This is a genomic window from Sulfurimonas sp. NW9, from assembly GCF_051132275.1.
GTDB lineage: Bacteria > Campylobacterota > Campylobacteria > Campylobacterales > Sulfurimonadaceae > Sulfurimonas > Sulfurimonas hydrogeniphila.
This window is the reverse complement of sequence record NZ_CP093236.1, coordinates 433,038-455,137: the sequence shown is the minus strand read 5'-3', so window position 1 is coordinate 455,137 and position 22,100 is coordinate 433,038. Positions and strand designations below refer to the sequence as shown.

Below are 22,100 nucleotides of genomic sequence, written 5' to 3'. Positions count from 1 at the left end.
ATGCTAAGAGATAAATTTGAAGAGATAGAGAATTTAGATTCCAGAAAAAAAACTGGCATATATATTGCTATTCCTTTTATACTGTTTGCTCTTTTTTACTTTCTGTTTCTTTCCTCTGCCCTGGATGAGTTTGATGCCAACCAAAAAAAGACAGAGGCACTGCAAAAAGAGTTAAGCAAACCGACTCTTAGGCTGCTTTTGGCAAAAACAGTTCGTTTAAAAAAAGAGATTGTAAAAAACAAAACAGCAATTGAGCAAGACAGAGAGCAGTTGAATTATTTTCAGCATAAACTGGATTCAAAAAGTTTTCTGTTTATTTCCAAAAAGTCAATCAGTCTCTTTTTGGACAAACTTTTAGATAATTCTTTGCACAAAGGTGTCTTGATTCAAGCCATCACTCTGCACAATGAGAGCAAACCCTACATAGGGAATTTAAAACTGAAAAAGGTCATCGATGTCAATGCCAGCGGACGATTTTTAAATGAACTCTCTTTTTTGCGCAGCGTAGAAAAAAGTACCATGCTGATAAAAGTTGAGAACCTGCACATTTTTTTGCAAGAAACGAATCAACCGCTTTTCTCTTTTGAAGTAAAATTTTATGGAGTTGAGAAATGAAAAAAGTGATTTTAGCCTCTGTGTGTTTTCCTTTTTTATATGCAAACTCTCTGCCCATTGTCAACTATGACCCTTTTTACAAAAGTCAGAAAATACTGCATACACGCCATGCCACCAAAAGGCAGAGCAACTCTTTTGTACTCAGTGCAATTTACAACAACCGTGCCTTTGTCAACAACAGATTTTACACTGTCGGTGAAAAAATCCAGGGCTATAAAATAAAAAAAATATATAAACAATCCGTTGTTTTGCAAAACCGCAGCCGTCTAAAAATACTGCATTTGCAAAAAAACCACCTTATCCAAATCAAACAAGCAAAAAGAGAAGAAAAATGAAAATACTACTTTTACTGTTCCTCACACATACCCTGTTTGGATCCACTGTTTGTGAAAACCAGCTCTTCTCACTCAGTGCCTACAAACAAAAACAAAAAAGTGCTATAGAAGTCGCTTCGATTTTAAAAGAATTAAGTGCTACCTGTAAGCTCTCTATTGTATTCAATGATGACGTATCCAAAAAAATGCTTCATAAAAAACTGGATTATGTCAATATTAACAACTATACTTTTGAGCAGTTTTTAGACTTTCTGTTTAACGAGGCAAATCTTTTTTATACCTATGAGCCTACAAAAAACACCCTGGAAGTACAATATCTCAAAACAAAAACCTTCAGTGTTGATTATATATATCTAAGTGAGTTAAGCAGTGAAAGCAGTAAGTCCATTACAACAGGAGCAGCAGGTATTGCGGCAGGTAATACAGGAGGAGGCGCAGGTGGCCTTTCTGGCGGTGGAGGCGGATTTGGCGGTGGCGGCGGTGCCGGAGGCAACAATGGACGCCAAAACAGAGGAACTTCATCTTCCAATGATTTTACCACTATTAGCTCAAAATCAAAATTTACTTATTGGGACAATCTGTACAGTAATATTTCAAAACTGTTTCATACAAAAGAAAATGTACGAATTTTCATTAACAAAGATGCTCTCTTTTAACCATCACCACAACAAAAAAGAACCTGGAAAAGGTAGACAGATACCTTAATGTTTTACTGAAAAAAATGCACAAACAGGTGGCTATAGAAGCAAAAATAATAGAACTCACCTATGATGACAGCTCCTCAACAGGCATCGACTGGAGCAAACTTGACATCTCTTTAAGCGGGAGTATAAGCAATGACCCCGGAGCTGTTGATGCCACACTTTTAAACAAACCTTCCTATAATCTGGCATACAGTTTTTCAACAGCAAAGTTTTTAAAATATTTAAAAACATACGGGGACATCAAAGTCCTCTCCAACCCAAAAGTTGTCACAATGAACAACCAGCCTGCTGTTATCAATGTAGGAGAGCAACTCTCCTATAAATTCCAGACAGGTTCCGTGACAACGACAGGAGGCACAGCGGCCGGAACCAACACTTTTTTCTGTCGGTTCGACCTTTATAGGTGTTACGCTTTATGTTATTCCCGAAGTCAGCGAAAACAATGAAATCATCATGAAAATAAATCCTGTGGTTTCCAAACTCGCTGACAACACCTCCACAACAAACACCGCTTCAAGTGCTACACGGGAGATTCCGCCTGATACAAAAATAAAGCAGATGACCTCTATTGTACGTATAAAAACAATGAAAAAATAGTCATTGGCGGGCTTGTCAGCATCACTAAAGGCGGTTCTTCTGTAAAAGTACCTCTTTTGGGAGATATCCCGTTTTTTGGATCTCTCTTTAACTATAAAGAGAAGATAAAACAAAAAACGGAGATGTTTATTATCATACAGCCCCATGTTGTAACGACAAAAGCTATGCCGACACTCAGAGACATTGATTTAAAAGATCCGTTTTTTCAATCAACTTTTGACAAAAACAGTACCATTGAGAATACAACCAATGGGTAGGTTTGCCAAATGAACTATTTAGAACTTGCCCAGTGTTTTGAAGAACAAAACAGTTCTGAACATTATCATCAAAACAGTGAAGTGCTTCACATAAAAAATACAATAGAGAGCATCTTAAACAACAATACAAAACAACTCCTCTTTTTAACGGGCGAACCAGGCGTAGGAAAAAGTGCTTTTTTAAATTACATCGAAGAGCAGTTTACTTATGACATTATCAAATTTGACATTCCTTTTTTGGAACCTATAGACTTCGTAAAAATTTAATTCAAAAAACGCAGACAGAAGTTGCCAACTACTCCTTAGAAGAACTCATCAAGCAGGTCATCTCTTTATACCAGAATTCAAACTATATAGTAGTGCTCGATGAAGCACAGCTGCTCTCTAAAGATATGATTGAAATCATTCGGATTCTGGCAGATTCCAAGCATTCTGGTTTATCCTCGCTATGCATGAGCATGAGTCACAAAAGATACTCAAAGAGCCACAGTTTGCATCAAGACCACACAAGGTTCTCAAGTTGCAAAATATTTCAATGCAGGAGTGCAGAGAGTACATTTACACAGAACTGCAAAATAAAAACGCCTCTATGCTTGCCGGTGAAATCACAAAAAAACATATAAAAGATATATACAGACTCAGTAACGGCAATATGCGCGTACTCAAAAAACTTCTCTATACCTCCTTTTTACTCATTGACTATGCGCAAAAAAATGATAAAGAGCATTACAAAGCATTTAACAAATGTATTCTGACTATGGCTGCCATAGACGGAGGGCTGATCAATGCATAATTTTGACGACTTGCAAAAACGCTGTAAAAAATATGCAATGAAAAAAAAACTGAAATATGCCCTGGTCGCTGTTTCTGTAATTATCGCAGCTGTGCTTCTTTATCTTTATGCGCTTGAGCAGGTATCGACTCTTCCTGAGAAAAAAACTTCTGCAAAACCCAAAGCTGTTACAAGTGCGCATCCTGTAAAAAAAACAGCACCCAAAAAAGAAGTGCAAAGAGAAAAAGTCAAAAAAACATCAAAAAAAGTGCAAACAGATGCAAAAAAATACTCTTTGCAGTTTTTGGTAGCATCTCCACGCTATATAAACAGAATCAAAAAAGAAAAAAAGCATCTCGAGACTCTTGGTTTTGTCAATTGCAAACTGCAGCAATCTTCTGTTTACATCCACCTTGTATGTAATGAATCAGACACTTTGCAAGACCTTGATCCCTATATAAAACTGGCACAAAGAAAAAAACTGGACTATGTTATCCGGACACAAAATAATGATGCCCTGCAGCAAAAACAGTGCCAGAAAAAAAAGAGAAAAAAAAGCAGTTCCGCCGTTGCAAATACAAAAAAATGTACAAAAGACAGTGCCCCCAATGATCAAAGTGCAAAGTGCTGGTACACAGGAGCTTCAAAAAGATTTGCACAGACTCCAAATTATGCCGTAGCACTTGTCATAGCACGCAACTATTACAAAGAAGGCAACTACAAAAAAGCGATAGTTTGGGCAAAAAAAGCAAATCAGCTTAACAAAAGTGATGCACAATCCTGGATAATTTATGCAAAATCTCTTTATGCACTGCATCAGGATGCCAAAGCCAGGCAATTGTTGCATATATATTTGCAGTATGAAAATTCGGATGCAGCGCAAAGCCTGTTAAAACAATGGGAGCATACTCAATGATAAACAAAAAGATAAGACTCGGTGACCTGCTGATTGAAAAAGGATATATCACACAAGAGCAGCTTGAGTCTGCTCTGGCCAAACAAAAAGAGCTTAACTTTACAAAAAAACTCGGTGAAATTTTTATTGACGAGGGGTATATTTCACAAAAAGAACTGCTTAAAATGCTTGCAACTCAACTCAAAATTCCTTTTGTCGACCTTTTTGGCGAAAAAATTGATTTTGAAAAAATTGTTGCAAGGTACCCGATAAATTTACTAAAAGTTGCCCATGCCATTCCTTTTAAAGAGGATGAGGACTTTATCTATATGGCAACCAGCGATCCGCTTAATTATGATGCTTTGGAGAATTTGGAAAGAAGCATATCCATCAAACCGATGAAAATTTCTTTGGCCTATGAAGATGACATTAATGTTATTTTCAAAAGAATAGAGACGCTTAAAAAAACCAAAGTCCTTATAGATGAAGTAAAAAAAGAGTTACAGACAGAGGGATTAAAAAAAGAGGGAGAAGACAGCGCTGTTATGCGGCTTATTCGACTGCTCATCAGCGATGCTATTGCAAAAAGAGCCAGTGATATCCACATAGAACCCGAAGACAATGACAGAATGATTGTACGCTCCCGTATAGACGGCGTTTTGTTTGAAAACTTTATTTTTGATATGGAGATTACCATGCCATCTCTTCACGCATCAAACTTTTAGGCAATATAGACATATCCGAAAAGCGGGTTCCCCAGGACGGAAGATTCTCTTTGAACCTTTTTGACAAAGCCTATGACTTCAGACTCTCTACCACGCCGACTATCTTTGGCGAATCTATCGTTATGAGAATCCTCGACAGAGAAAAAGTTCTTTTAAAACTCGAAGATTTGGGCTTTGCAGATGAAAACCTGGAAGCGTTTAATGACCTGATTACCTCGCCTCACGGTATTTTGCTTATTACCGGACCTACAGGTTCTGGTAAAACAACCACTCTGTATGCGGCACTCAATGAGATAAAAAGCATCTCCAACAAGGTTATGACAGCAGAGGATCCTGTTGAGTACAGACTGCCTCTTGTACAGCAAATCCAGGTAAACGAAAAAACAGGACTCACTTTTGCAAGAGCAATAAAATCTTTTTTACGCCAGGATCCTGATATTATCCTCATCGGTGAAATTCGTGACAGCGAAACCCTTGATGCTGCATCCCAGGCTGCCCTTACCGGACATCTCGTACTCTCAACACTCCACACAAACGATGCCCCGGGAGCAATCCCGAGAATGGTACAGATGGGGCTAAAACCCTACTTGATTTCAGATTCTCTTATCGGTGTTGTAGGACAGCGTCTTGTAAGAAAGATTTGTCCCTACTGCAAGCATGAGGTAAAAATACAAAAATCCCAACTGCCAAAAGTAGAAAAATATATCAAGCCTGACGCTGTTGTTTATGAAGGAAAAGGGTGCTCAAAATGTGATTTTACAGGGTATTTCAACAGAACAATGATTTCAGAAGTTTTTGTTCTTGATGAAGATACCGCAAAGCTTATCTCTGAAAATGCAAATAAAATAGTTTTGGCAGAGTATGCAGAAAAAGCGGGAAAATACAAGCCGATGATTTACGACGGAATGAACAAGGTACTCAAAGGAATAACAACTGTTGCGGAAGTACTGCGTGTAACCAAGGAACATTAGGGTGAAGTATTTTAAAATTGATTACAAATTTGGGAAAAAACGTTCCTCTGTTGTTCTCGAAGCACAAAACAAGATAGAAGCCATGGAGAAGTTTTTTGAAATGGAACTTGGCGTTCTTGTAAAAATTCAAGAGACTTCAAAACCGCTTGAACAGTCATTTCAAGACCTTTTGGCAAAATACAACGACCCTATAGGCAAGGGAAAAGTTGATCAGGAGAGGCTCATAGCACTGCTCGATCAAATGGCAATTATGCTTGATGCAGGGCTTCCGCTCAACTATACACTCAGCGAAGTAACAAAACACCAGGAAGACAAAGCGCTCAAAGCCATATTTGAAAAAGTTTTAAACGACATAGAGAGCGGAAAAGGTTTTTATGCTTCCGTGCTTCCGTTTCAAGAGCAGCTTGGAAGTCTCACTGTTGCCATGATTCAGCTTGGTGAAGAGACAGGCCAAATAGCCGAATCACTCACACATCTCACCGATATACTCCAAGACATTCTGGACAACCGAAAAAAATTCAAAAAAGCCACACGCTATCCGCTGGTCATCGTGACAGCCATGGGTATTGCATTTAGTGTTGTGACAATTTTTGTTATTCCCCAGTTTAAATCTATCTTTGAAAGTTCACAAATGGAACTGCCTCTGCCGACAAAGTTTTTACTCTGGCTGGAGTATGCTTTACGTGTCTATGGTCCCTATATTCTTGCTGGTGCTGTATTTTTGGCGCTTACTATTTCTTACATGTATAAAAAGAGCGACAAAGTTCATATGTTTTTGGATAAACTGATACTTAAAATTTACATTATCGGCAAAGCAACTTTTTTTGCAATGATCAGTCGTTTTGTCTATGTGTTCAGCGTACTTGTCAAAGCAGGAATTCCCATGCTTGAAGCCCTCCGCATAGCCTCCGGAATTATAGACAATGTCTACATCAAACAAAAAGTAGACAGAATTGCGAGTGCTATCGAAGAGGGGAAAAGTCTGAACCAGGGTTTTGAAGAGACAGAACTTTTTGAAAATATGGTTGTTGAGATGATAAAAGCGGGTGAAACCGGTGGCGGTTTGGATAAAATGCTGCAAAAAGTTGTCAAGATTTACAAAGACAGATTCAGCTATATTGTCGACAATATTGCTACACTGATAGAGCCTATACTGCTCGGGGCAATTGCAGGATTTGTTTTAATGCTTGCACTTGGAATTTTCCTGCCAATGTGGAATATGGTCGATATGGCAAACTAAAGGAGTCAGAATGGATATAGAGACAGGGAGTATCGGTATAGCAATTGTAAGTGCATTTATACTGGGATTTGCTTTATGGATTATACACAAAATGTCAAATTTATAAGAAAGTTCTATCCCTCTATAAGTATAAAAGTTCCGTTGACATCATTGTATTCCCAATGGTCTGTACTGTCAGGTTTGTCACTGCTGTTTTCGCCAATACCGCTGTTTGTGCTTGATGCCGGTCCGTGGTAGTCGTTGTTTGCCGTGCAGCTCCATTTTGCATCCACACTTGCCGGATTTTTCAGCAGATACTTAAAAGCCTGGGAATTTGTTGCTGCACACTCACCCAGTTTTTTAGGGTAACCGTTGTCACAGTCAAAAAGAGCATCACTCCCGTTGTTGCAGTCAATACTGTTGCCGTTTCCCCAGCTGAATGTACCCTCAGCGGTTATCCAGTCGGCATGAATATCATCGAGTGCAGACTGCACCGTCGCAGCCGTTGCCATCTCTGAAGAGATTTTGGCATTTGAAGAGAGGTGACTAAATTTTGGTATAGCAACTGCGGCTAAAACACCGATGATTACAATAACAAAAATTAGTTCTATGAGTGTAAATGCTTTTTTCAAACAAGCCCTTTATAAAAGAAAAAAAAGAAGAGCTATTGCCCTTCTTTTTGTTTTAATTAAAAATCTAAACTCTCAGTTATTGATGTTGCATTGATGTCGTTTTGACACTTAGTTTGTGTTTTAGCATCATTAAATTGAGTACAATCTATTGCATATATGACTTTGTTATTTGTTTTATCCAAAGCTATTGAACCTACCACATTCCCACCTACAGGGTCTGTATATGTATAATTTCCGTCTGCAGGAGTTGTTGTATATCTCCAACCTTTTCCTTTAAGAGAAACTATATCACTTAATACATAAGTTGTATTGCCTTCTAAATCTCGCATATTTACAGCAGTACTTACAGCACTTTGCGCCCCATCAATTACATTCTTTATAACAGAATTTGACTCTGCACTCTGTTTCAAGTTTTTAAATTTCGGAACAGCTACCGCTGCCAACACACCTATAATTACAATTACGAAGATGAGCTCTATAAGAGTAAAACCGCTTCTTTTCATACTACTTCCTTATACTAATATATCATACTCATTATATCGGTTTAAAACTTAAAAAACTTAAATTAATCCCAAAAGTGCGATAAATAAAACAGGAGGTGTTACTACAAGTCCTACTTTCATGTATTCGCCCCAGCCTATTTTTACTCCTTTTTGTGCGAGTACATGTAACCAGAGCAGTGTTGCGAGAGAACCTATGGGTGTCATTTTCGGTCCAAGGTTTGCTCCGAGTATATTGGCATATACCAAAGCTTCATTGCCTATATCCGACTTTGTCTATGGCAATGTCCATAATCATAATTGTCGGCATATTGTTCATCACAGAACTGATAACAGCAGACAAAAAGCCCGTACCTATGACAGCTACCGTTGTGCCCTGTGTGTTGAGCATTGCTATCCATGAAGCAATGATGTCCGTTAATCCTGCATTTTTCAAGCCGTACACACAACATACAGCCCGATACTGAACCATACAATCTGCCAGGGTGCCGCTTTTATGGTCATTATCGGTTTGACAGCCTTGTAATGGTTGGCGATTGCCAAAAACACAAAGCCCCGCCGAGTGCAAAGAGAGACACGGGCAGGTGAAATCTATCGCCTATGAAGTAGCCCACCATCAAAAGTGCCAAAAAAGCCCATGAAATTTTAAACATTACAGAGCTTTTTATGACTGTAGGGGCTTCAGGCAAGGCTTCTACGTTTACATGTAAAGGAATATCCTTTCGAAAGTAAATCCATAAAACGGCAATGGAAGCAAAAATACTCAAAAGATTTGGCAGGAACATATTTTTGGCATACTCCACAAAACCTATGTCAAAGTAGCCTACTGTTACGATATTTGTCAGGTTTGAAATGACCAGAGGATTTGATGCGGCATCGCCTATGAAACCGCCTGCCATTAAAAAAGCAAAAATAGGCAAGGGTTTCATTTTCAGGTATTTCATCTTTGCCAGTAAAATCGGTGTCAAAATCAAAGCTGCCCCGTCATTGGCAAAGAAAGCTGCCACAACTGCCCCTAAGAGTAAAATATAGACAAACATTTTGTTTCCGTTTCCACCGCTGAGACGCGCCATTTTAATGGCTGCCCACTCAAAAAAGCCTATTTCATCCAGTACCATGGAAAGGATGATAATGCCTATAAAAGAGAGTGTCGCATCCCAGACTATATCTATCACTGTGAGCACATCATCAAAACTCACTATACCCAGTACTAGAGCGACGACAGCGCCAATAACCGCCGTTGTCCCAATCTGCAAACCTCTGGGCTGCCAGATGATAAAAACCAATGTCACTAAAAACAAACCAAATGCAAGTACCATACTTCACCTTTTATACTATTTTTAAAATCAATACTGTTGTTGCAGCCCTACTGCTCTCAGCCGGCACTCACTAATTAACTTAATGGCATCAGGCTTAAAAGACACAAAGCCCGCACTGAAGTACGGGTTCCCAAAAAGTTACTTCACTTCATGACGCAGTCTCTATTTCAAAAACACCTCGGAACCGGTACTTCAGTGCCGGCTGTTACAACTTTCGTGCATAATTTGTACGCTTTCGTGAAAGTATAACGAAATAAAATCTATAAATCAATATATCTTGATATTTGTGTTTTAATCTGCTATAATTTTGCAAACGGAGGATGCAATGGAAATATTTTTAAAAACTGTTTCGGCATTAAATGATGAAACCAGAGTCCTTTTACTGCGATTTTTGGATGAATACGGGGAGTGTTGTGTCTGTGATTTGCAGGAATCGCTTGATATGATTCAGTCTCGTCTCTCACGGCACCTGAAAATACTCAAAGAAGCCGGGTTTTTAAGAGTTGAGAGAAAAGGCACCTGGGGATTTTATGCTATTCGCTCACCGCTTGACAGATTTCGCACAGAGGCTTTAAGAGAAATTCGGCATTTGGAAATAGCCTTGCCGCCTTTGAAAAAATCATCCCAAAACGGAGCATGTAAAATATGAGTCAAAAAAAAGAAGTTTTAATTCTCTGCACCGGCAACAGCTGCCGCTCCATCATGGCCGAAGCCCTTGTCAATGCGAAACTTGGTGAGTGTGTGCATGCCCAAAGTTCGGGTGTCAAAGCAAGCGGCAAGGTAAACCCTCACGCACAGGCACTGCTCAAACAAAAAGGGTATTGGAAAGATGAGTATCATTCAAAGGTGATTGAAACGGTGCTGGATACTCCTTTTGATCTGGTCATTACGGTCTGTGACGCTGCAAAAGAGAGCTGTCCCGTCTTTGCCAAAGCGGTAAAGACCTTACATGTAAGCTTTGAAGATCCAAGCGGCAAAGCAGAAGCGGAGTATGAAAAAACTCTCAATTTAATAGAAAAAAAGTTATTGCCAATCATAAAAGAGGAGTTATGCGATGAACAGAAAAGTAAATAAAACAGACAGCGGTGTAAAAATTTCCTTCAGTGGTGCAGTCAAAAAGCAAAATATCGTTTCCATGGTAGAAAACTGTGCCACAGGAAAATGCGAATGTATGAGTGATGCCACAAAAAGCAAAATCAAAAATATGTCTGTCAGCGGAAAAGACGGCGATGTTTCGTTAAAGCTTGACGGTGATGTAAGCACCCAAGAGATAGAAGCCGCACTGGCAAAATCAAAAGTTATAAATTAACTCAAAAAATATAGATTTTTATTAGTAAAAATTAGATAGAATCGGTTTATAAAATTAAACACAAGGACATATATATGTTAGTAACAAATCCAGCTCCAGATTTTACAGCTACAGCAGTTTTAGCTGATGGCTCAATCGTAGAAGACTTCAAATTAAGCGAAAATTTCGGTGAAAAAGGAACAGTAGTATTCTTTTACCCGTTAGACTTTACTTTTGTCTGCCCGTCAGAAATCATTGCATTTTCTCACAGATACGATGAATTTCAAAAACGCGGTGTGAACGTTGTAGGTGTTTCAGTTGATTCACAGTTTTCTCACTTTGCATGGAGAGAAACTCCGGTTGAAAAAGGCGGAATCGGCCGTATCAATTTCCCTCTTGTTGCAGACTTGACAAAAGATATTTCCCGTGCTTATGATGTACTTTTAAACAATGCAGTCGCACTTCGCGGTTCATTTTTAATAGATGACAAAGGCATTGTTCGTCATGCGGTTATCAACGACCTTCCACTTGGACGTAATGTTGATGAAATGCTCAGAATGATCGATGCACAGCAGTTTACTGATGAGTACGGTGAAGTTTGTCCTGCCGGCTGGGAAAAAGGTGACGAGGGTATGAAACCTGACGCCGAAGGTGTTGCCGAGTACTTGGCAAAACACGAAAAAGAGTTATAAAAATCTTTAGATAAGAGAGTTTTTACTCTCTGTCTAGCTTCTGCAGTGCTTTCTCGCTTGCCTTATTTGCTCTTTCATAATACCCTTTATCCTGATGTGATACACATCCGCTGAAACTGACAACCGCCAACAATAAAACCAACAATAAATTTTTATGCAGCAACAACCTGATTCCTCCCGTTTTGTTTCGCTCTGTACAAAGCATCATCTGCTTTTTTCACCAGCTCTTCTCTCGTCTGCGGCTCCTGATACTCGGCAACGCCTATACTGATCGTGATTTTATATTTTTTATCTATAGTATATGCCTCAACTCTCTTTCTTATTTTTTCGGCAATGACAACAGCCTTCTCTTTTGTTGTATTTTCCAGTATGACAACAAACTCTTCACCTCCCCAGCGACCAAATATATCAGTTTTGCGAATATGCTTCAAAACCAGACGACTCAAAGCTTTTAACACTCTGTCTCCTATATCATGGCCGTATGTATCATTGACAACTTTAAAATGATCTATGTCAAACATTAGTATGCAAAACGGTTCTTTATAGCGTTTATATCTTTGTATTTCTATATTTATCGCATCATCTATTTTGTAACGGTTGTATATTTCCGTCAAGCTGTCTATGGTTGCCAGTTTCTTCAGCTCTTTTTCCATCTCAATGCGGCTTGTTATATCTGTACTTGTAGAAACAAAGTTTTGAATATTTCTGTTTTCATCAAAGAGCGGTGTTATTTTCAAGTCTGCATAATAGAGCCTGTCATCTTTTGTCTTATCAATCAGAATATTATGATAATTCTTTCCAGCGAGTATTGTCTCCCAAAGATTCTTATAAAACTCCTGTGTATGTTTTCCTGATTTAAAAATATTTGTTTTGTTGCCTATCAGTTCTTCTCTCTCATATTTTGTTTTTTCAATCACAGAATCATTGACATACTCTATGATACCGTTTGCATCGGTAATCAACACCATGTCATCAGTCTGTTCCAAAGCCTGTGCAAGAAGTTGCACTTTTTTTCTCTCAAGCACTGTTTCTTTATCCAGATAATACAACTCTTCTTCCATCTGCTTACACCTCGTCATATCTTTGTAAAAGACTATCAGCTCACCGTTTGGCAGTTTTCTTACACTGTTATATCGCCAGCCGCTGAGCTTCTCATCTTTGTAAAGCCTTGTGTCAAGATCTCTTGCTTTGCCGTCTTCATGGACCTGCAACAAAACATCAAAAAGCCCGAACTCTTTGACCCCGGGAAACGCTTTCTGTCAATTTTTTGCCTATCAGCTTCTCCTTAGAAATATTTTCAGTTTTCTCAACATTTTTATTTAAATCCACAAAAATAAAATCATTCTCTTCAAATTTATAAATAACAACATTATCAGGAAGTTCATCTATTGCAATAGTAACACTTCTGTCCGCAGCTTGCATCTACTCTTTCCCTTTTTTAATATATTTAAATGATAACCTTTGTTTTCTGCCAAAAAGCTTAATTGGGATTTTTCATTGTTTGTTGTGGCAGAGAAGAAGACGGAAACACACTAAATATAATTTTCGGATACTCTTGTACTTTACACCATTTATACCCGTTTTTACGATAATAACCCGGAATTTTTTTCTGCACTATATTAGCTTGGTAACAATTCTCGTAGTTCTTTGAGATTTTCCACAGGTCATAATGTCTTTTATCTTTGATTTTATAGTTTTTTTTATATGTTTTCGTTGGATAGATTTTCAAATTTCCATTGACAACTTCATAGTTATACACAGTATTTGTCGTCTTATTTTTCACTTCTCCCCTTTTGTTAAAGGAAAGAGTATAAATTTCACCTCTGGTTTTTGAAAATTCTTTTCCAAAGGAGACAAAACCATTTGGTTTTACTGACGAAACCTCCCATACTCCTAAAATATTTTTTTTGCTATAAGAATCAGCATAGACTAATCCGTACAGTAAGATTATCATAGCAATTATCATTTTATTCATTGCACTACCTTGCATTCTTGATAGAATTTTATGGACTATAATCGGATTTTATCTTCTGAAGAGGCTCCTCTGTTGAAGTCTTTGATTCTTTCTCCAAGTTCTACACCTTTTTCTCTGCATTCCTCTTTTGAATATTTCAAATTATAACAATCTTGAAAAAGTGTTTTCATTTCTTGTCTTAAAGACTCTTTTGAATCAGAACTGCATCCAGAAAACATAACTATACCTAAAATACTTACTGTTAATAAAACTTTTTTCATTATCTATTGACCTCTACTCTTTGTTTTTTTTCACTCATTTTAATTCCTCCGTTTTTCAGTTATCTGTACTTTTACTTATAGTTGTCATATGTTTTTAAAACTTTGCCATCTTTGCCTAAAATTTCCAGCTTCGTTATATGTCCGATCACTTTCACATTAATATCATCACTACATCCGCGAAAATTTTCCTGACATTGTTCAATATTTTCAGATGAAGAGATTATTTTTTTAATTACATAAGAATATTTTGCAGTCAAATCTCTATCTACACTGCCTCTGCTGTTCTTTCTTGCTTTCATAAATTGCTTAGCATCTGCTTTTATCATTGGAAGTATTGTATTATTAGGATTAATATTATCAAATGACAATTTAGTCTTCCCGTTATATGCCAAAACGGATCCATAATATGATATATACGAATTTTTACTCATAAGTGACAGAGGAAACTCTTGTTTTTTAAAGTTATATTTTCCAAACTGTGCCCCCAGTCTTAATACACTTGTTTGTCCAATTATGTCTTTATTTTCTTTTATTTTATTTAGAAAATGCGTATATGCCTCTTCAATTGCACCGTCAAGTTCAAATTCATCATTTCTTACTTTTCTCCAAACAGCTGTTTCTCCCTGATATAAATACCAACGACCGGCTGCAGCTTTATCAACTTTTGCTATGTTTGCATTTAATCCTGCTAATGCTATCTTGTCAATAGTTTTATGTTCATTTAAATCGACCTCTGCAAAAAGGCTGGCGCTCATTGTTAGTATTCCTGCAAGTATTACTTTCTTCATTTATTTCCTTTATATTTTAATTTCACGAAATTCTATAAAAAAAGTGTGTGCCAAATGTGAAAAATATTAATTATTATAAAAAAACGGATAAAAAGATTCTCTTTATGTAAAAATGATACACTTTCGAAATAATATTGCAACTGCATAAGGCCCATTATTGAAATTTTCAACATATAAGTATTTTTTTTCTCTTCTTTTGCTGATGCAATTATCTGTTAATGCACAAAGCATTACGAGTATAAGTGAAAATACAAATAATCTTAATCTCTTGAAAGAAAGCTCCTGGTTTTTAGATAAAAACAGTCAAAAATCACTGAGTGACATACTGCAAAAATCAATACTATTTCAAAACAGCACAAAAGATTTTTTTAATTTTGGATATATTTTCAAAGACACACTTTGGATAAAATCTATTCTTAAAAATACTTCAAACAAACAAATAACACGCTATTTTACCATTGATGCACCAAACCTTGCTGTTTGCGATTTTTATGAAATCGATGCGAATAATACACTCAAAAGAAAAGAGAAAAACGGTGTTCTGCAAAGAAAAAAATTCAAAAACGAACTTTTTTTCACATTTGAAGTTTCACTTCGTCCCCATGAAGAAAAAACTTTTCTTTTTGCACTTCGTCCTATGACCCACTCGCTCCATTTTCATCTAAAACTACAAGATTACAAAGTGTATAAAAATGAAGAACTTCGCCATCAGCTTCTCTTAACTGTTTTTTTTCAGTATTTTGCTTGTTGCATTTATCTATGCAATAAGTATAAGTATTCACAGTGACAATTCAAGCTATTTTTATTATGCTCTTTTTATAGCAATGATTTTTATACATCACCTTTCTTTAAGCGGTATGATCGCATATTTTCTGCAAGACAACCAAACACTGATTTACCAACAGGCATATATGCCTGTTTATTATTTGGCTACAGTAGTCTTTTCCATTTTTCTTTTTACCAATAAATTTTTAAATTTACATAATTATAAAAAAATTTATTATTCCTTTCAGTTAGTTATGTTTTTAATTGTCTTGATTGTTCTGTTTAATTCACACCAGAATTATCTTCTAAAATATATGACACCTTTGGCCATTGATTTTTGCTTTATATTTAGAGGCTGTCAGTATCTATCTTGCAGTAACAAAAAAAGAAAAATATGCAAAATATTTTGCTTTTATTTGGGGTGTTTCTCTAGGTGGAATGATTTTTACCATGCTTTATTATGTAGGGTTTTTAAGCAAACCTATTGCATACCTCTTTGAAATAACTGTCATTTTTGAAATTTTCTCCTTTTCCATAATATTATCAAGACAAATACACACGCTGCAAAGAGAAAATCAACATAAAAATAATCATCTCCAGCGCCAAAACAAATTAGCTGCAATGGGAGAAATGTTACAAAATATTGCGCATCAATGGCGACAGCCATTATCTGAACTTAATGCAGTAGCAATGAAAATTGATGCTGATTTTTATACAAAAAAAATTACACCAAAAACACTAGATACAGATATAGAACGAATAGAAACAATTACACAACACATGTCCCAGACTATTGAAAATTTCAGCAACTATTTTAAAGAGAGCTCTAAAAATATAACCGTAGCAAAATTAGAAGACCTTATCTCTCAGGCACTACGATTAATCGATACAAAACTACAAACAATAACAGTAAAAGTAGATATTTCCCAAAGCATTTCGGCAAAGATAAACAGCAATGATTTCATTCAAGTCCTTCATGTACTTTTAATTAATGCTGTCGATGCATTTAAAAATAAAAATATGGAATATAGGAAAATTCATATTACATTAAAGAATGCAGATGGAAAAGCCATTATTGAAGTTGAAGACAATGCAGGCGGTATAGATACAACAATTTTAGAGAAAATTTTTGAACCCTACTTCACAACCAAATTTAAATCAAACGGAATCGGTATTGGTCTATATATGGCAAAGATGCTGGTAGAAAATAGTCTAAAAGGAGAATTGTATGTCAAAAACACTCAAAAAGGAGCGCTGTTTAGCATAATATTATGAAAAATTTTACACTACTGTATGCAGAAGATGAGTACACCACAAGGAAAAATCATATTGCCTATATAAAAAGTCGATACAATTGTACTGTTTATGAGGCTGACAACGGAGAAGAAGCGCTTAGTTTATACAAGACACATTCCCCTCACATTGTTCTTACAGATATTACAATGCCCTTTTTATCAGGCTTGGAACTTTCAAAAGAGATAAGAAAAATCTCCAAACATACACAAATCATTATACTTACTGCACACTCTGAAAAAGAAAAACTGCTTGAGGCTTTAAGTATGCAAATGCTTAACTATTTAGTAAAACCTATCAAAAGAAAAGAATTAACACAGAGTATAGATATAGCATTGGAATTATTAAAAACTGAATCTTTTACCAAGAATATTATACACTTGAATACAATCTCAACATATAATTTGGATACAAAAGAATATTTTGTCAATAATACATTGATTTTGTTAAGTAATTATGAAACGAAACTTTTGCATCTATTATGTCTCAATGTAAACAAATCGCTCAATTCATTTGATATTTTTGTTAACATTTGGGAGGACAATGATAAAGAATACAGTGCTGCTTCTATAAGAACACTTATAAAGAAGCTTCGAAAAAAACTCCCTGACGGAATTTTAATAAATATATATGGCGGTTTGTATACTCTTAAACCCTTGCAGCAAGTGGAATGAAATAATTTCATTCTTTAACGCCTGCTTACCAAAATACCACCAGATACAATACAGGCTATGCCTGTAAATGTCAATATATCCGGAAAACTGTCACCAAGAAGATACCCAAAACCTATGGCAAAGGGAATATTTGTATAACTGACAACACCTATAATACTTAAGTTTTGCGCACTGTATGCTTTTGTCAGGAGCCATTGAGAGAGTGTCGATATAAATGCCATAAAAACCACCAAAAGCCATACATGCAATGTAGTCGGCAAAATAAACTCAGGGAACAAAAAGCTTAACGAAGCAGGAGCATTGACAAAGGGTGCAGTCAGGAACAACAATGCCGGCAAAAATGTTCCTACACCCACAAAGGAGAGGACAATCACACGTGAGTCATATATATCTTTTATTTTTTTTATCGTTGTATATGCTGCTGCTGCAAAAAAACCACCCAAAATACCCAGGAAATGGGTATATGAAAAGCTCATTCCAAAAGGTTTGGTTATGAGAACGACGCCGAAAAAGCCTATAAACAGTGCCAGCAGTGTTTTTTTGTTTAAACGTTCATGCAGAAGAAAATAGGCAAACAGTGTTACAAAAAAAGGAGAAGTTTTGTTCAGAGTTATCGCCTCGCCCAAAGGAATAACGCTAATGGTATAAAAAAAGAGGATCATTGCCATAAACCCAAAAAGCCCGCGGGTAAAAAGCATATAAATCTTTCCGCCTGTAAGTTTTGGCGCCGTATGTTGCAGCGTATACAGTATGATAAAAATTCCGATAAGATTGCGAAAAAAGACAATTTCCAAAGCAGAAATATCTTCGGAGAGTATTTTAGTCAACGCTCCGTTGAGTGCAGAAATCAAAGCCGCACCAAGCATAAAAAGTATGCCGCTCTCTACATTTTTCAACAAGCCTCTTCCTTTTGTACAAAATTCAAAGCTTTTGGATTTACATATGCAAGCTCATACCATTGCCTTTTTGGGGCAATAAGTGTGAGTCTTGCAGGATTACAGGAACGTGAAAGTGCCACATAAAACTGAGAAGGTGCAAAAATCTCATTGGTCTCTATAATCAAATCTTCGATGGACATCCCCTGTGACTTATGGATGGTTATCGCAAACGCAAGTTTTATTGGAAACTGATAGACCGTAAAAACATTCTCTTCCACCATCTCTTTTTTTCCCTCTACACTCTTTTCTTTCCATACGGCCTTACTTTGTGCACTCGGCTCAAGTTTTACCACTTTGCCGTCACTCTTTTGTACATATACATAGCGCTCATCCACATTCACAACAGTGCCTCTTTCTCCGTTAAAGTAGTTCCAGGCGTTTCGTGTAAACAAAACAGGAGCACCCACTTTCAATGCAAGTTCTTTATCTATTCTGGCATCATCCATAAAACGCTCCACTTCTTTGTCCTGCGTTGATTTGAGATGTTTTACAATCTGTGCTTCCTTTACATGTAAAGCCTCATCTATAAAATCAAGCTGGGCTTTATTGTGTTTTGCAGCCGAAGCATTTTTGCCAAACAAAAATGTAAACTGACTCAAATCAGCGGGCAATGGCTTTATAAATTCGTTCAGATGATTATGCGTCTGTTCATCTATCCTGCCAAAACGTACCGCATGCAACAACTCAATGAAACGAAGATCATCTGTTCTGTAGATATGTGTCAGTTCCACTGTTTCAAAAGAGAAATTCTGCCAGGCGGGTGATTCAAAAGCAAATTTTACTTCGCCATAACCGCGTACAACCGGGGGGAGTTGCAAAAAATCACCTACGACCAGCAAAGAGCCATTAAAATCTGCCTGCGTAAGACGCAGTTCTATCATTGCAAAAAGTGTATCACTGACCATGGAAATCTCATCAATAACGATTAAATCCATGCTCAATATCAGTTTTTTAATCTTCTTTTTAATTTCAAATTTTGCATTTTTTTGCAACTCATCCACATCCGAAGCAATCCCCAAATCAAAAAAGCTGTGCAGTGTCTGCCCACCTATAAGTGTAGCAGCCATTCCGGTTGAAGCCAGTTTTGCAACTTTTTTTGCCTCCCTCTCAAATGCTGCAATAATTTCTCTTGTAACAGTCGTTTTTCCAACACCGGCACCGCCTGTTAAAAAAAGATTCTGTTTCCTGTATAGTTTATCAAGTATCAAAGCTTTATAATTCATAAACGGATAATAGCCATTCTTAGTATAATATCAGATTAATAACTGTATACTGTTACTTAACATTTTTTAGGAATATTTATGATGAATGAAAAAATTTTAATTGTAGAAGACAATAAAACACTGGCAAAACTTATTGCAAAAAAGCTACATTCTGCTCTTGATTTGGAAGTCGATGTGGCGTACACAATGGCAGAAGCAAAACTCTTTATCGCACGGTATTCCTATTTCGTTACACTTCTGGATATCAACCTGCCTGATGCGCCAAACGGAGAAATTGTTGATTATGTAACGCAAAAAAAGATTCATGCCATAGTTTTAAGCGGTAATATTGACAAAGAATTCAGAAAAAAAATTCTTCAAAAAAATATTATTGACTATGTCAACAAAAGCGGTGTAGATGACATAAACTACATCATCCACACCATAGAGCGTCTGCAAAACAACAAAAAGCACAAAGTGCTTGTAGTGGATGATTCGAGAATCTTTAGACAGCAGATGCAGACAATGCTTGAAAATCTTTTTTTTCAGGTCATCAGCGTTGCCCACGGAGAAGAAGCGATCGGTATGCTCAAATCCCAACCTGACATCTCTCTTGTTCTGACTGATTACAATATGCCTGTCATGGATGGTTTGGAGTTAACCATAGAAATCAGAAAAACATATACCAAAAACGAACTCTGTATTCTTGTCATCTCTTCAAATGAAGATGAAGAGATAACGGCACTCTTTTTAAAACACGGAGCAAATGACTATGTTAAAAAGCCTTTTTCCAAAGAGGAATTTTCCTGCCGCATTAACAATTCCATAGAAGCTTTGGAAAATATACAGATGATCACAAACTACGCAAACCGTGACTATCTCACAGGGCTGTATAACCGCAGATACTTTTTTGACACAATAAATGAATATATCGACGAAGTTAAAAACAGCGGTGAAAGATTTGCCATCGCGATGATAGACATAGATCACTTTAAAAATATCAATGACACTTATGGTCATGATATAGGAGACAAAATCATCATCGCCCTCGCAGATATCCTGAGAAGTTCTACAAATCCGCATGATATTGTAGCAAGGTTTGGAGGAGAAGAGTTTTGTGTTGTACTGAAAAATATCAATCAGTACAGTGCAGAAGAAATTTTCAACAGACTCAGAGAAGAAGTGGAAAAATTCTCATATCATCTAAAAGATGACAAGTATATAAATTTCACTGTCTCAATAGGTGCAACACTCTTTAACGAAGAGGAATCTCTTGAGGAGAATATTAATGCAGCCGATATGCTTTTATACAATGCAAAAAAGAACGGAAGAAACCAGGTTGTTTTTCAAGCCTGATCCAGTTTTATCAGTGTTCCAAACGGAAGTTCCTTTTCCTTGGAACTTATCCATTTCACCTCATAATCCGGTGCATTTTTCGGAAAAACTCCTTCGAGATCTGTAAAATACAAAAGCAGTTTCACATCATCAAAGTTTTCTTCTATAAAGTAAAACACAGGACGAAAATCAGTTGCCCCGCCGCCTTTTATATCAATTTCCAATCTTTCTCCACTATAAAAAGTACTGTGTGATTGGATTTTTTCATCGCATACAAGCAGTTCAATCTGATAATTTTGCACCAATGTCATTAAAAAGTTTACTTCACTCAAAAATTCATTTAAAAGCACTGTATCAATGGAGCCGGAACTGTCCACTGCAATCACAAGACGGAAAGTCTGAGAAATATTCGAAGGCAGGTATATACCCCTGTAGAGCAGTTTTTTAGAAGGCGGCATCATGACATAATCATCTCGAAAATACGGGTCAAGTGCCATCCTCAGTTCATTTCGCCAGTCAATTTTTCCAAAATCACTCAGTTGGAAAAAACGCTCAATCGTCACCGGTGCTTCACCTTTGTGCATTTTGGATTCCAAAAGAGCAATGGCTTCCTCTGCAAAAAGCTGTTCTTGCAAAATTTCTTCTTGCAACTGTTGTTCTGAACTCTGTTGCTCCTGCTCATTGTTCTCTTTTTGCTCTACATCACCTGCATCATCGGCTTCATACTCCAAGTCTTCGTCATCACGCAGAATATCATCTTTTAACTCGGCATAAATCTCCTCTGCATACATCCCGCTGAAACGTTCCCGGTATTGTGCACCATAGGGCATATCCAAGCCGTTTTGTACAAGCATATCATTGACTGCCATATCCGTAGCCATCTGCCAGAGCCAGCCAGTGCGTTTGTTTTTACGCATCTCATGAGCCAGGCTGGCATGCATCGCCCCGTTGGCAAAGACAAATTCCATTTCACTGAGTTCCAGATTTTTCAGATAATCGCTGTTGATTTCAAGCTTTTTACCGTCACTTTTAAAGGCTTCAATATCATCATTAATCACAACATCGATTTTGGAGGCAAGGTTTCCAAAATAAGGATATTCAAGCAAAAGTTTTGCTTTTGCCTGCGAGATTTTTTCTTCTGTTTTTTGCATATTTTTCCTTTACTCCTGTTTTTCGGAACGCGGACTTCAGTCCGGGCGAAAGTGGCAAGACTATTGCAACAGCCGGCACTGAAGTACCGGTTCCGAAGAGATGCTGTATTTTGGTAGCCAAACTGAAGTCCGCGTTCCGAAAAAACTACACATCCTCCCGGAATCGGTACTTCAGTGCCGACTGTTTGAACTTTCTTG

The 22,100-nt window shown here is 37.0% G+C and carries 29 protein-coding genes and 4 pseudogenes; 21 read left to right on the top strand and 12 right to left on the bottom strand.

Annotated features, from left to right (window positions below; all coding sequences use genetic code 11):
- The 12 genes and pseudogenes from MLC44_RS02685 (at position 1) to MLC44_RS02630 (ending at position 7,111) form a co-directional block, all read left to right on the top strand.
- On the top strand, positions 1-615 hold the full coding sequence (locus tag MLC44_RS02685) for a hypothetical protein (protein ID WP_346389347.1): 615 nt from the start codon (positions 1-3) through the stop codon (positions 613-615).
- A complete protein-coding gene (locus MLC44_RS02680; protein ID WP_418641041.1) occupies positions 612-950 on the top strand; it encodes a hypothetical protein in 339 nt (112 codons plus the stop codon). Before MLC44_RS02685 ends, MLC44_RS02680 begins: the two co-directional genes overlap by 4 nt.
- Positions 947-1,606: a hypothetical protein gene (locus MLC44_RS02675; protein WP_434658385.1), complete on the top strand. Its 660-nt coding sequence runs from the start codon at positions 947-949 to the stop codon at positions 1,604-1,606. Before MLC44_RS02680 ends, MLC44_RS02675 begins: the two co-directional genes overlap by 4 nt.
- A 65-nt stretch (positions 1,607-1,671) precedes the next feature.
- Complete coding sequence (locus MLC44_RS02670; protein WP_434658383.1) at positions 1,672-2,100, top strand: type II secretion system protein GspD; 429 nt, start codon at positions 1,672-1,674, stop codon at positions 2,098-2,100.
- Positions 2,054-2,508: pseudogene (locus MLC44_RS02665) on the top strand (type II secretion system protein GspD). Before MLC44_RS02670 ends, MLC44_RS02665 begins: the two are co-directional and overlap by 47 nt.
- A 9-nt stretch (positions 2,509-2,517) precedes the next feature.
- Positions 2,518-2,775: a hypothetical protein gene (locus MLC44_RS02660; protein WP_434658382.1), complete on the top strand. Its 258-nt coding sequence runs from the start codon at positions 2,518-2,520 to the stop codon at positions 2,773-2,775.
- A pseudogene (locus MLC44_RS02655) lies at positions 2,775-2,888 on the top strand (hypothetical protein); the annotation flags it as partial. The gene MLC44_RS02660 and the pseudogene MLC44_RS02655, both read left to right, overlap by 1 nt.
- A 68-nt stretch (positions 2,889-2,956) precedes the next feature.
- Entirely contained in the window at positions 2,957-3,301 is a 345-nt protein-coding gene (locus MLC44_RS02650) for a hypothetical protein (protein ID WP_434658380.1), read from the top strand.
- On the top strand, positions 3,294-4,196 hold the full coding sequence (locus MLC44_RS02645) for a tetratricopeptide repeat protein (protein ID WP_434658379.1): 903 nt from the start codon (positions 3,294-3,296) through the stop codon (positions 4,194-4,196). The genes MLC44_RS02650 and MLC44_RS02645 overlap by 8 nt, the downstream gene beginning before the upstream one ends.
- Complete coding sequence (locus MLC44_RS02640) at positions 4,193-4,900, top strand: ATPase, T2SS/T4P/T4SS family (RefSeq protein WP_434658376.1); 708 nt, start codon at positions 4,193-4,195, stop codon at positions 4,898-4,900. Before MLC44_RS02645 ends, MLC44_RS02640 begins: the two co-directional genes overlap by 4 nt.
- On the top strand, positions 4,876-5,871 hold the full coding sequence (locus tag MLC44_RS02635; protein ID WP_434658905.1) for a GspE/PulE family protein: 996 nt from the start codon (positions 4,876-4,878) through the stop codon (positions 5,869-5,871). The genes MLC44_RS02640 and MLC44_RS02635 overlap by 25 nt, the downstream gene beginning before the upstream one ends.
- A gap of 1 nt (position 5,872) precedes the next feature.
- Entirely contained in the window at positions 5,873-7,111 is a 1,239-nt protein-coding gene (locus MLC44_RS02630) for a type II secretion system F family protein (RefSeq protein ID WP_151901015.1), read from the top strand.
- A 113-nt stretch (positions 7,112-7,224) separates the two neighbouring features.
- Here the strand turns inward: MLC44_RS02630 and MLC44_RS02625 are convergent, their stop codons facing one another.
- The 3 genes and pseudogenes from MLC44_RS02625 to MLC44_RS02615 all read right to left on the bottom strand — a co-directional run bounded on the left by MLC44_RS02625 (position 7,225) and on the right by MLC44_RS02615 (position 9,541).
- On the bottom strand, positions 7,225-7,722 hold the full coding sequence (locus MLC44_RS02625; RefSeq protein WP_346389341.1) for a type II secretion system protein: 498 nt from the start codon (positions 7,720-7,722) through the stop codon (positions 7,225-7,227).
- A 56-nt stretch (positions 7,723-7,778) separates the two neighbouring features.
- Positions 7,779-8,225, bottom strand: coding sequence for a pilus assembly FimT family protein (locus tag MLC44_RS02620; RefSeq protein WP_346389340.1), 447 nt, complete (start codon positions 8,223-8,225; stop codon positions 7,779-7,781).
- 57 nt (positions 8,226-8,282) lie between these two features.
- Positions 8,283-9,541 (bottom strand): annotated as a pseudogene (locus MLC44_RS02615) (arsenic transporter).
- Positions 9,542-9,866: 325 nt separating this feature from the next.
- Between MLC44_RS02615 and MLC44_RS02610 the strand changes: the two are divergent.
- The 4 genes from MLC44_RS02610 (at position 9,867) to MLC44_RS02595 (ending at position 11,521) form a co-directional block, all read left to right on the top strand.
- Positions 9,867-10,190 (top strand): ArsR/SmtB family transcription factor, encoded by a 324-nt coding sequence (locus MLC44_RS02610; RefSeq protein WP_434637644.1) that lies wholly within the window; start codon positions 9,867-9,869, stop codon positions 10,188-10,190.
- Positions 10,187-10,615, top strand: a complete 429-nt coding sequence (locus MLC44_RS02605; RefSeq protein WP_151901019.1) for an arsenate reductase ArsC — start codon at positions 10,187-10,189, stop codon at positions 10,613-10,615. Before MLC44_RS02610 ends, MLC44_RS02605 begins: the two co-directional genes overlap by 4 nt.
- Complete coding sequence (locus tag MLC44_RS02600) at positions 10,596-10,850, top strand: hypothetical protein (RefSeq protein WP_151901020.1); 255 nt, start codon at positions 10,596-10,598, stop codon at positions 10,848-10,850. Before MLC44_RS02605 ends, MLC44_RS02600 begins: the two co-directional genes overlap by 20 nt.
- 74 nt (positions 10,851-10,924) lie before the next feature.
- Positions 10,925-11,521 (top strand): peroxiredoxin, encoded by a 597-nt coding sequence (locus tag MLC44_RS02595; protein ID WP_151901021.1) that lies wholly within the window; start codon positions 10,925-10,927, stop codon positions 11,519-11,521.
- A gap of 22 nt (positions 11,522-11,543) precedes the next feature.
- Here the strand turns inward: MLC44_RS02595 and MLC44_RS02590 are convergent, their stop codons facing one another.
- The 6 genes from MLC44_RS02590 to MLC44_RS02565 all read right to left on the bottom strand — a co-directional run bounded on the left by MLC44_RS02590 (position 11,544) and on the right by MLC44_RS02565 (position 14,544).
- Positions 11,544-11,684 (bottom strand): hypothetical protein, encoded by a 141-nt coding sequence (locus MLC44_RS02590; protein WP_346389336.1) that lies wholly within the window; start codon positions 11,682-11,684, stop codon positions 11,544-11,546.
- Complete coding sequence (locus MLC44_RS02585) at positions 11,674-12,732, bottom strand: diguanylate cyclase (RefSeq protein WP_434658372.1); 1,059 nt, start codon at positions 12,730-12,732, stop codon at positions 11,674-11,676. The genes MLC44_RS02590 and MLC44_RS02585 overlap by 11 nt, the downstream gene beginning before the upstream one ends.
- 7 nt (positions 12,733-12,739) lie before the next feature.
- Positions 12,740-12,943, bottom strand: coding sequence for a hypothetical protein (locus MLC44_RS02580; RefSeq protein WP_434658369.1), 204 nt, complete (start codon positions 12,941-12,943; stop codon positions 12,740-12,742).
- Positions 12,944-13,001: 58 nt separating this feature from the next.
- Positions 13,002-13,496, bottom strand: a complete 495-nt coding sequence (locus tag MLC44_RS02575; protein ID WP_434658367.1) for a hypothetical protein — start codon at positions 13,494-13,496, stop codon at positions 13,002-13,004.
- Positions 13,497-13,531: 35 nt separating this feature from the next.
- Positions 13,532-13,756 carry a hypothetical protein gene (locus MLC44_RS02570; RefSeq protein WP_151901024.1) on the bottom strand — a complete coding sequence of 75 codons (225 nt, stop codon included), beginning with the start codon at positions 13,754-13,756 and terminating at the stop codon, positions 13,532-13,534.
- A gap of 71 nt (positions 13,757-13,827) precedes the next feature.
- Positions 13,828-14,544 carry a DUF4852 domain-containing protein gene (locus tag MLC44_RS02565; RefSeq protein WP_151901025.1) on the bottom strand — a complete coding sequence of 239 codons (717 nt, stop codon included), beginning with the start codon at positions 14,542-14,544 and terminating at the stop codon, positions 13,828-13,830.
- Between the two features lie 157 nt (positions 14,545-14,701).
- Between MLC44_RS02565 and MLC44_RS02560 the strand changes: the two genes are divergently transcribed.
- The 4 genes and pseudogenes from MLC44_RS02560 (at position 14,702) to MLC44_RS02545 (ending at position 17,276) form a co-directional block, all read left to right on the top strand.
- On the top strand, positions 14,702-15,331 hold the full coding sequence (locus MLC44_RS02560; RefSeq protein WP_434658364.1) for a 7TMR-DISMED2 domain-containing protein: 630 nt from the start codon (positions 14,702-14,704) through the stop codon (positions 15,329-15,331).
- Positions 15,285-15,632, top strand: a pseudogene (locus MLC44_RS02555) (7TM diverse intracellular signaling domain-containing protein); the annotation flags it as partial. The gene MLC44_RS02560 and the pseudogene MLC44_RS02555, both read left to right, overlap by 47 nt.
- A 7-nt stretch (positions 15,633-15,639) precedes the next feature.
- Positions 15,640-16,584 (top strand): ATP-binding protein, encoded by a 945-nt coding sequence (locus MLC44_RS02550; RefSeq protein ID WP_434658362.1) that lies wholly within the window; start codon positions 15,640-15,642, stop codon positions 16,582-16,584.
- Positions 16,581-17,276 (top strand): response regulator transcription factor, encoded by a 696-nt coding sequence (locus tag MLC44_RS02545; protein WP_151901027.1) that lies wholly within the window; start codon positions 16,581-16,583, stop codon positions 17,274-17,276. The genes MLC44_RS02550 and MLC44_RS02545 overlap by 4 nt, the downstream gene beginning before the upstream one ends.
- A gap of 14 nt (positions 17,277-17,290) precedes the next feature.
- On the opposite strand, the gene MLC44_RS02540 is transcribed toward MLC44_RS02545, so the two are convergent.
- A complete protein-coding gene (locus tag MLC44_RS02540; RefSeq protein ID WP_434658359.1) occupies positions 17,291-18,172 on the bottom strand; it encodes a DMT family transporter in 882 nt (293 codons plus the stop codon).
- Positions 18,169-19,437 carry an ATP-dependent DNA helicase gene (locus tag MLC44_RS02535; RefSeq protein ID WP_434658356.1) on the bottom strand — a complete coding sequence of 423 codons (1,269 nt, stop codon included), beginning with the start codon at positions 19,435-19,437 and terminating at the stop codon, positions 18,169-18,171. The genes MLC44_RS02540 and MLC44_RS02535 overlap by 4 nt, the downstream gene beginning before the upstream one ends.
- A gap of 81 nt (positions 19,438-19,518) precedes the next feature.
- Between MLC44_RS02535 and MLC44_RS02530 the strand changes: the two genes are divergently transcribed.
- Positions 19,519-20,772 (top strand): GGDEF domain-containing response regulator, encoded by a 1,254-nt coding sequence (locus MLC44_RS02530; RefSeq protein WP_434581618.1) that lies wholly within the window; start codon positions 19,519-19,521, stop codon positions 20,770-20,772.
- Here MLC44_RS02530 and MLC44_RS02525 read toward each other — a convergent pair.
- A complete protein-coding gene (locus MLC44_RS02525) occupies positions 20,763-21,902 on the bottom strand; it encodes a vWA domain-containing protein (RefSeq protein ID WP_434658353.1) in 1,140 nt (379 codons plus the stop codon). The two genes, MLC44_RS02530 and MLC44_RS02525, sit on opposite strands and share 10 nt — an antisense overlap.
- Between the last annotated feature and the right edge of the window lie 198 nt (positions 21,903-22,100).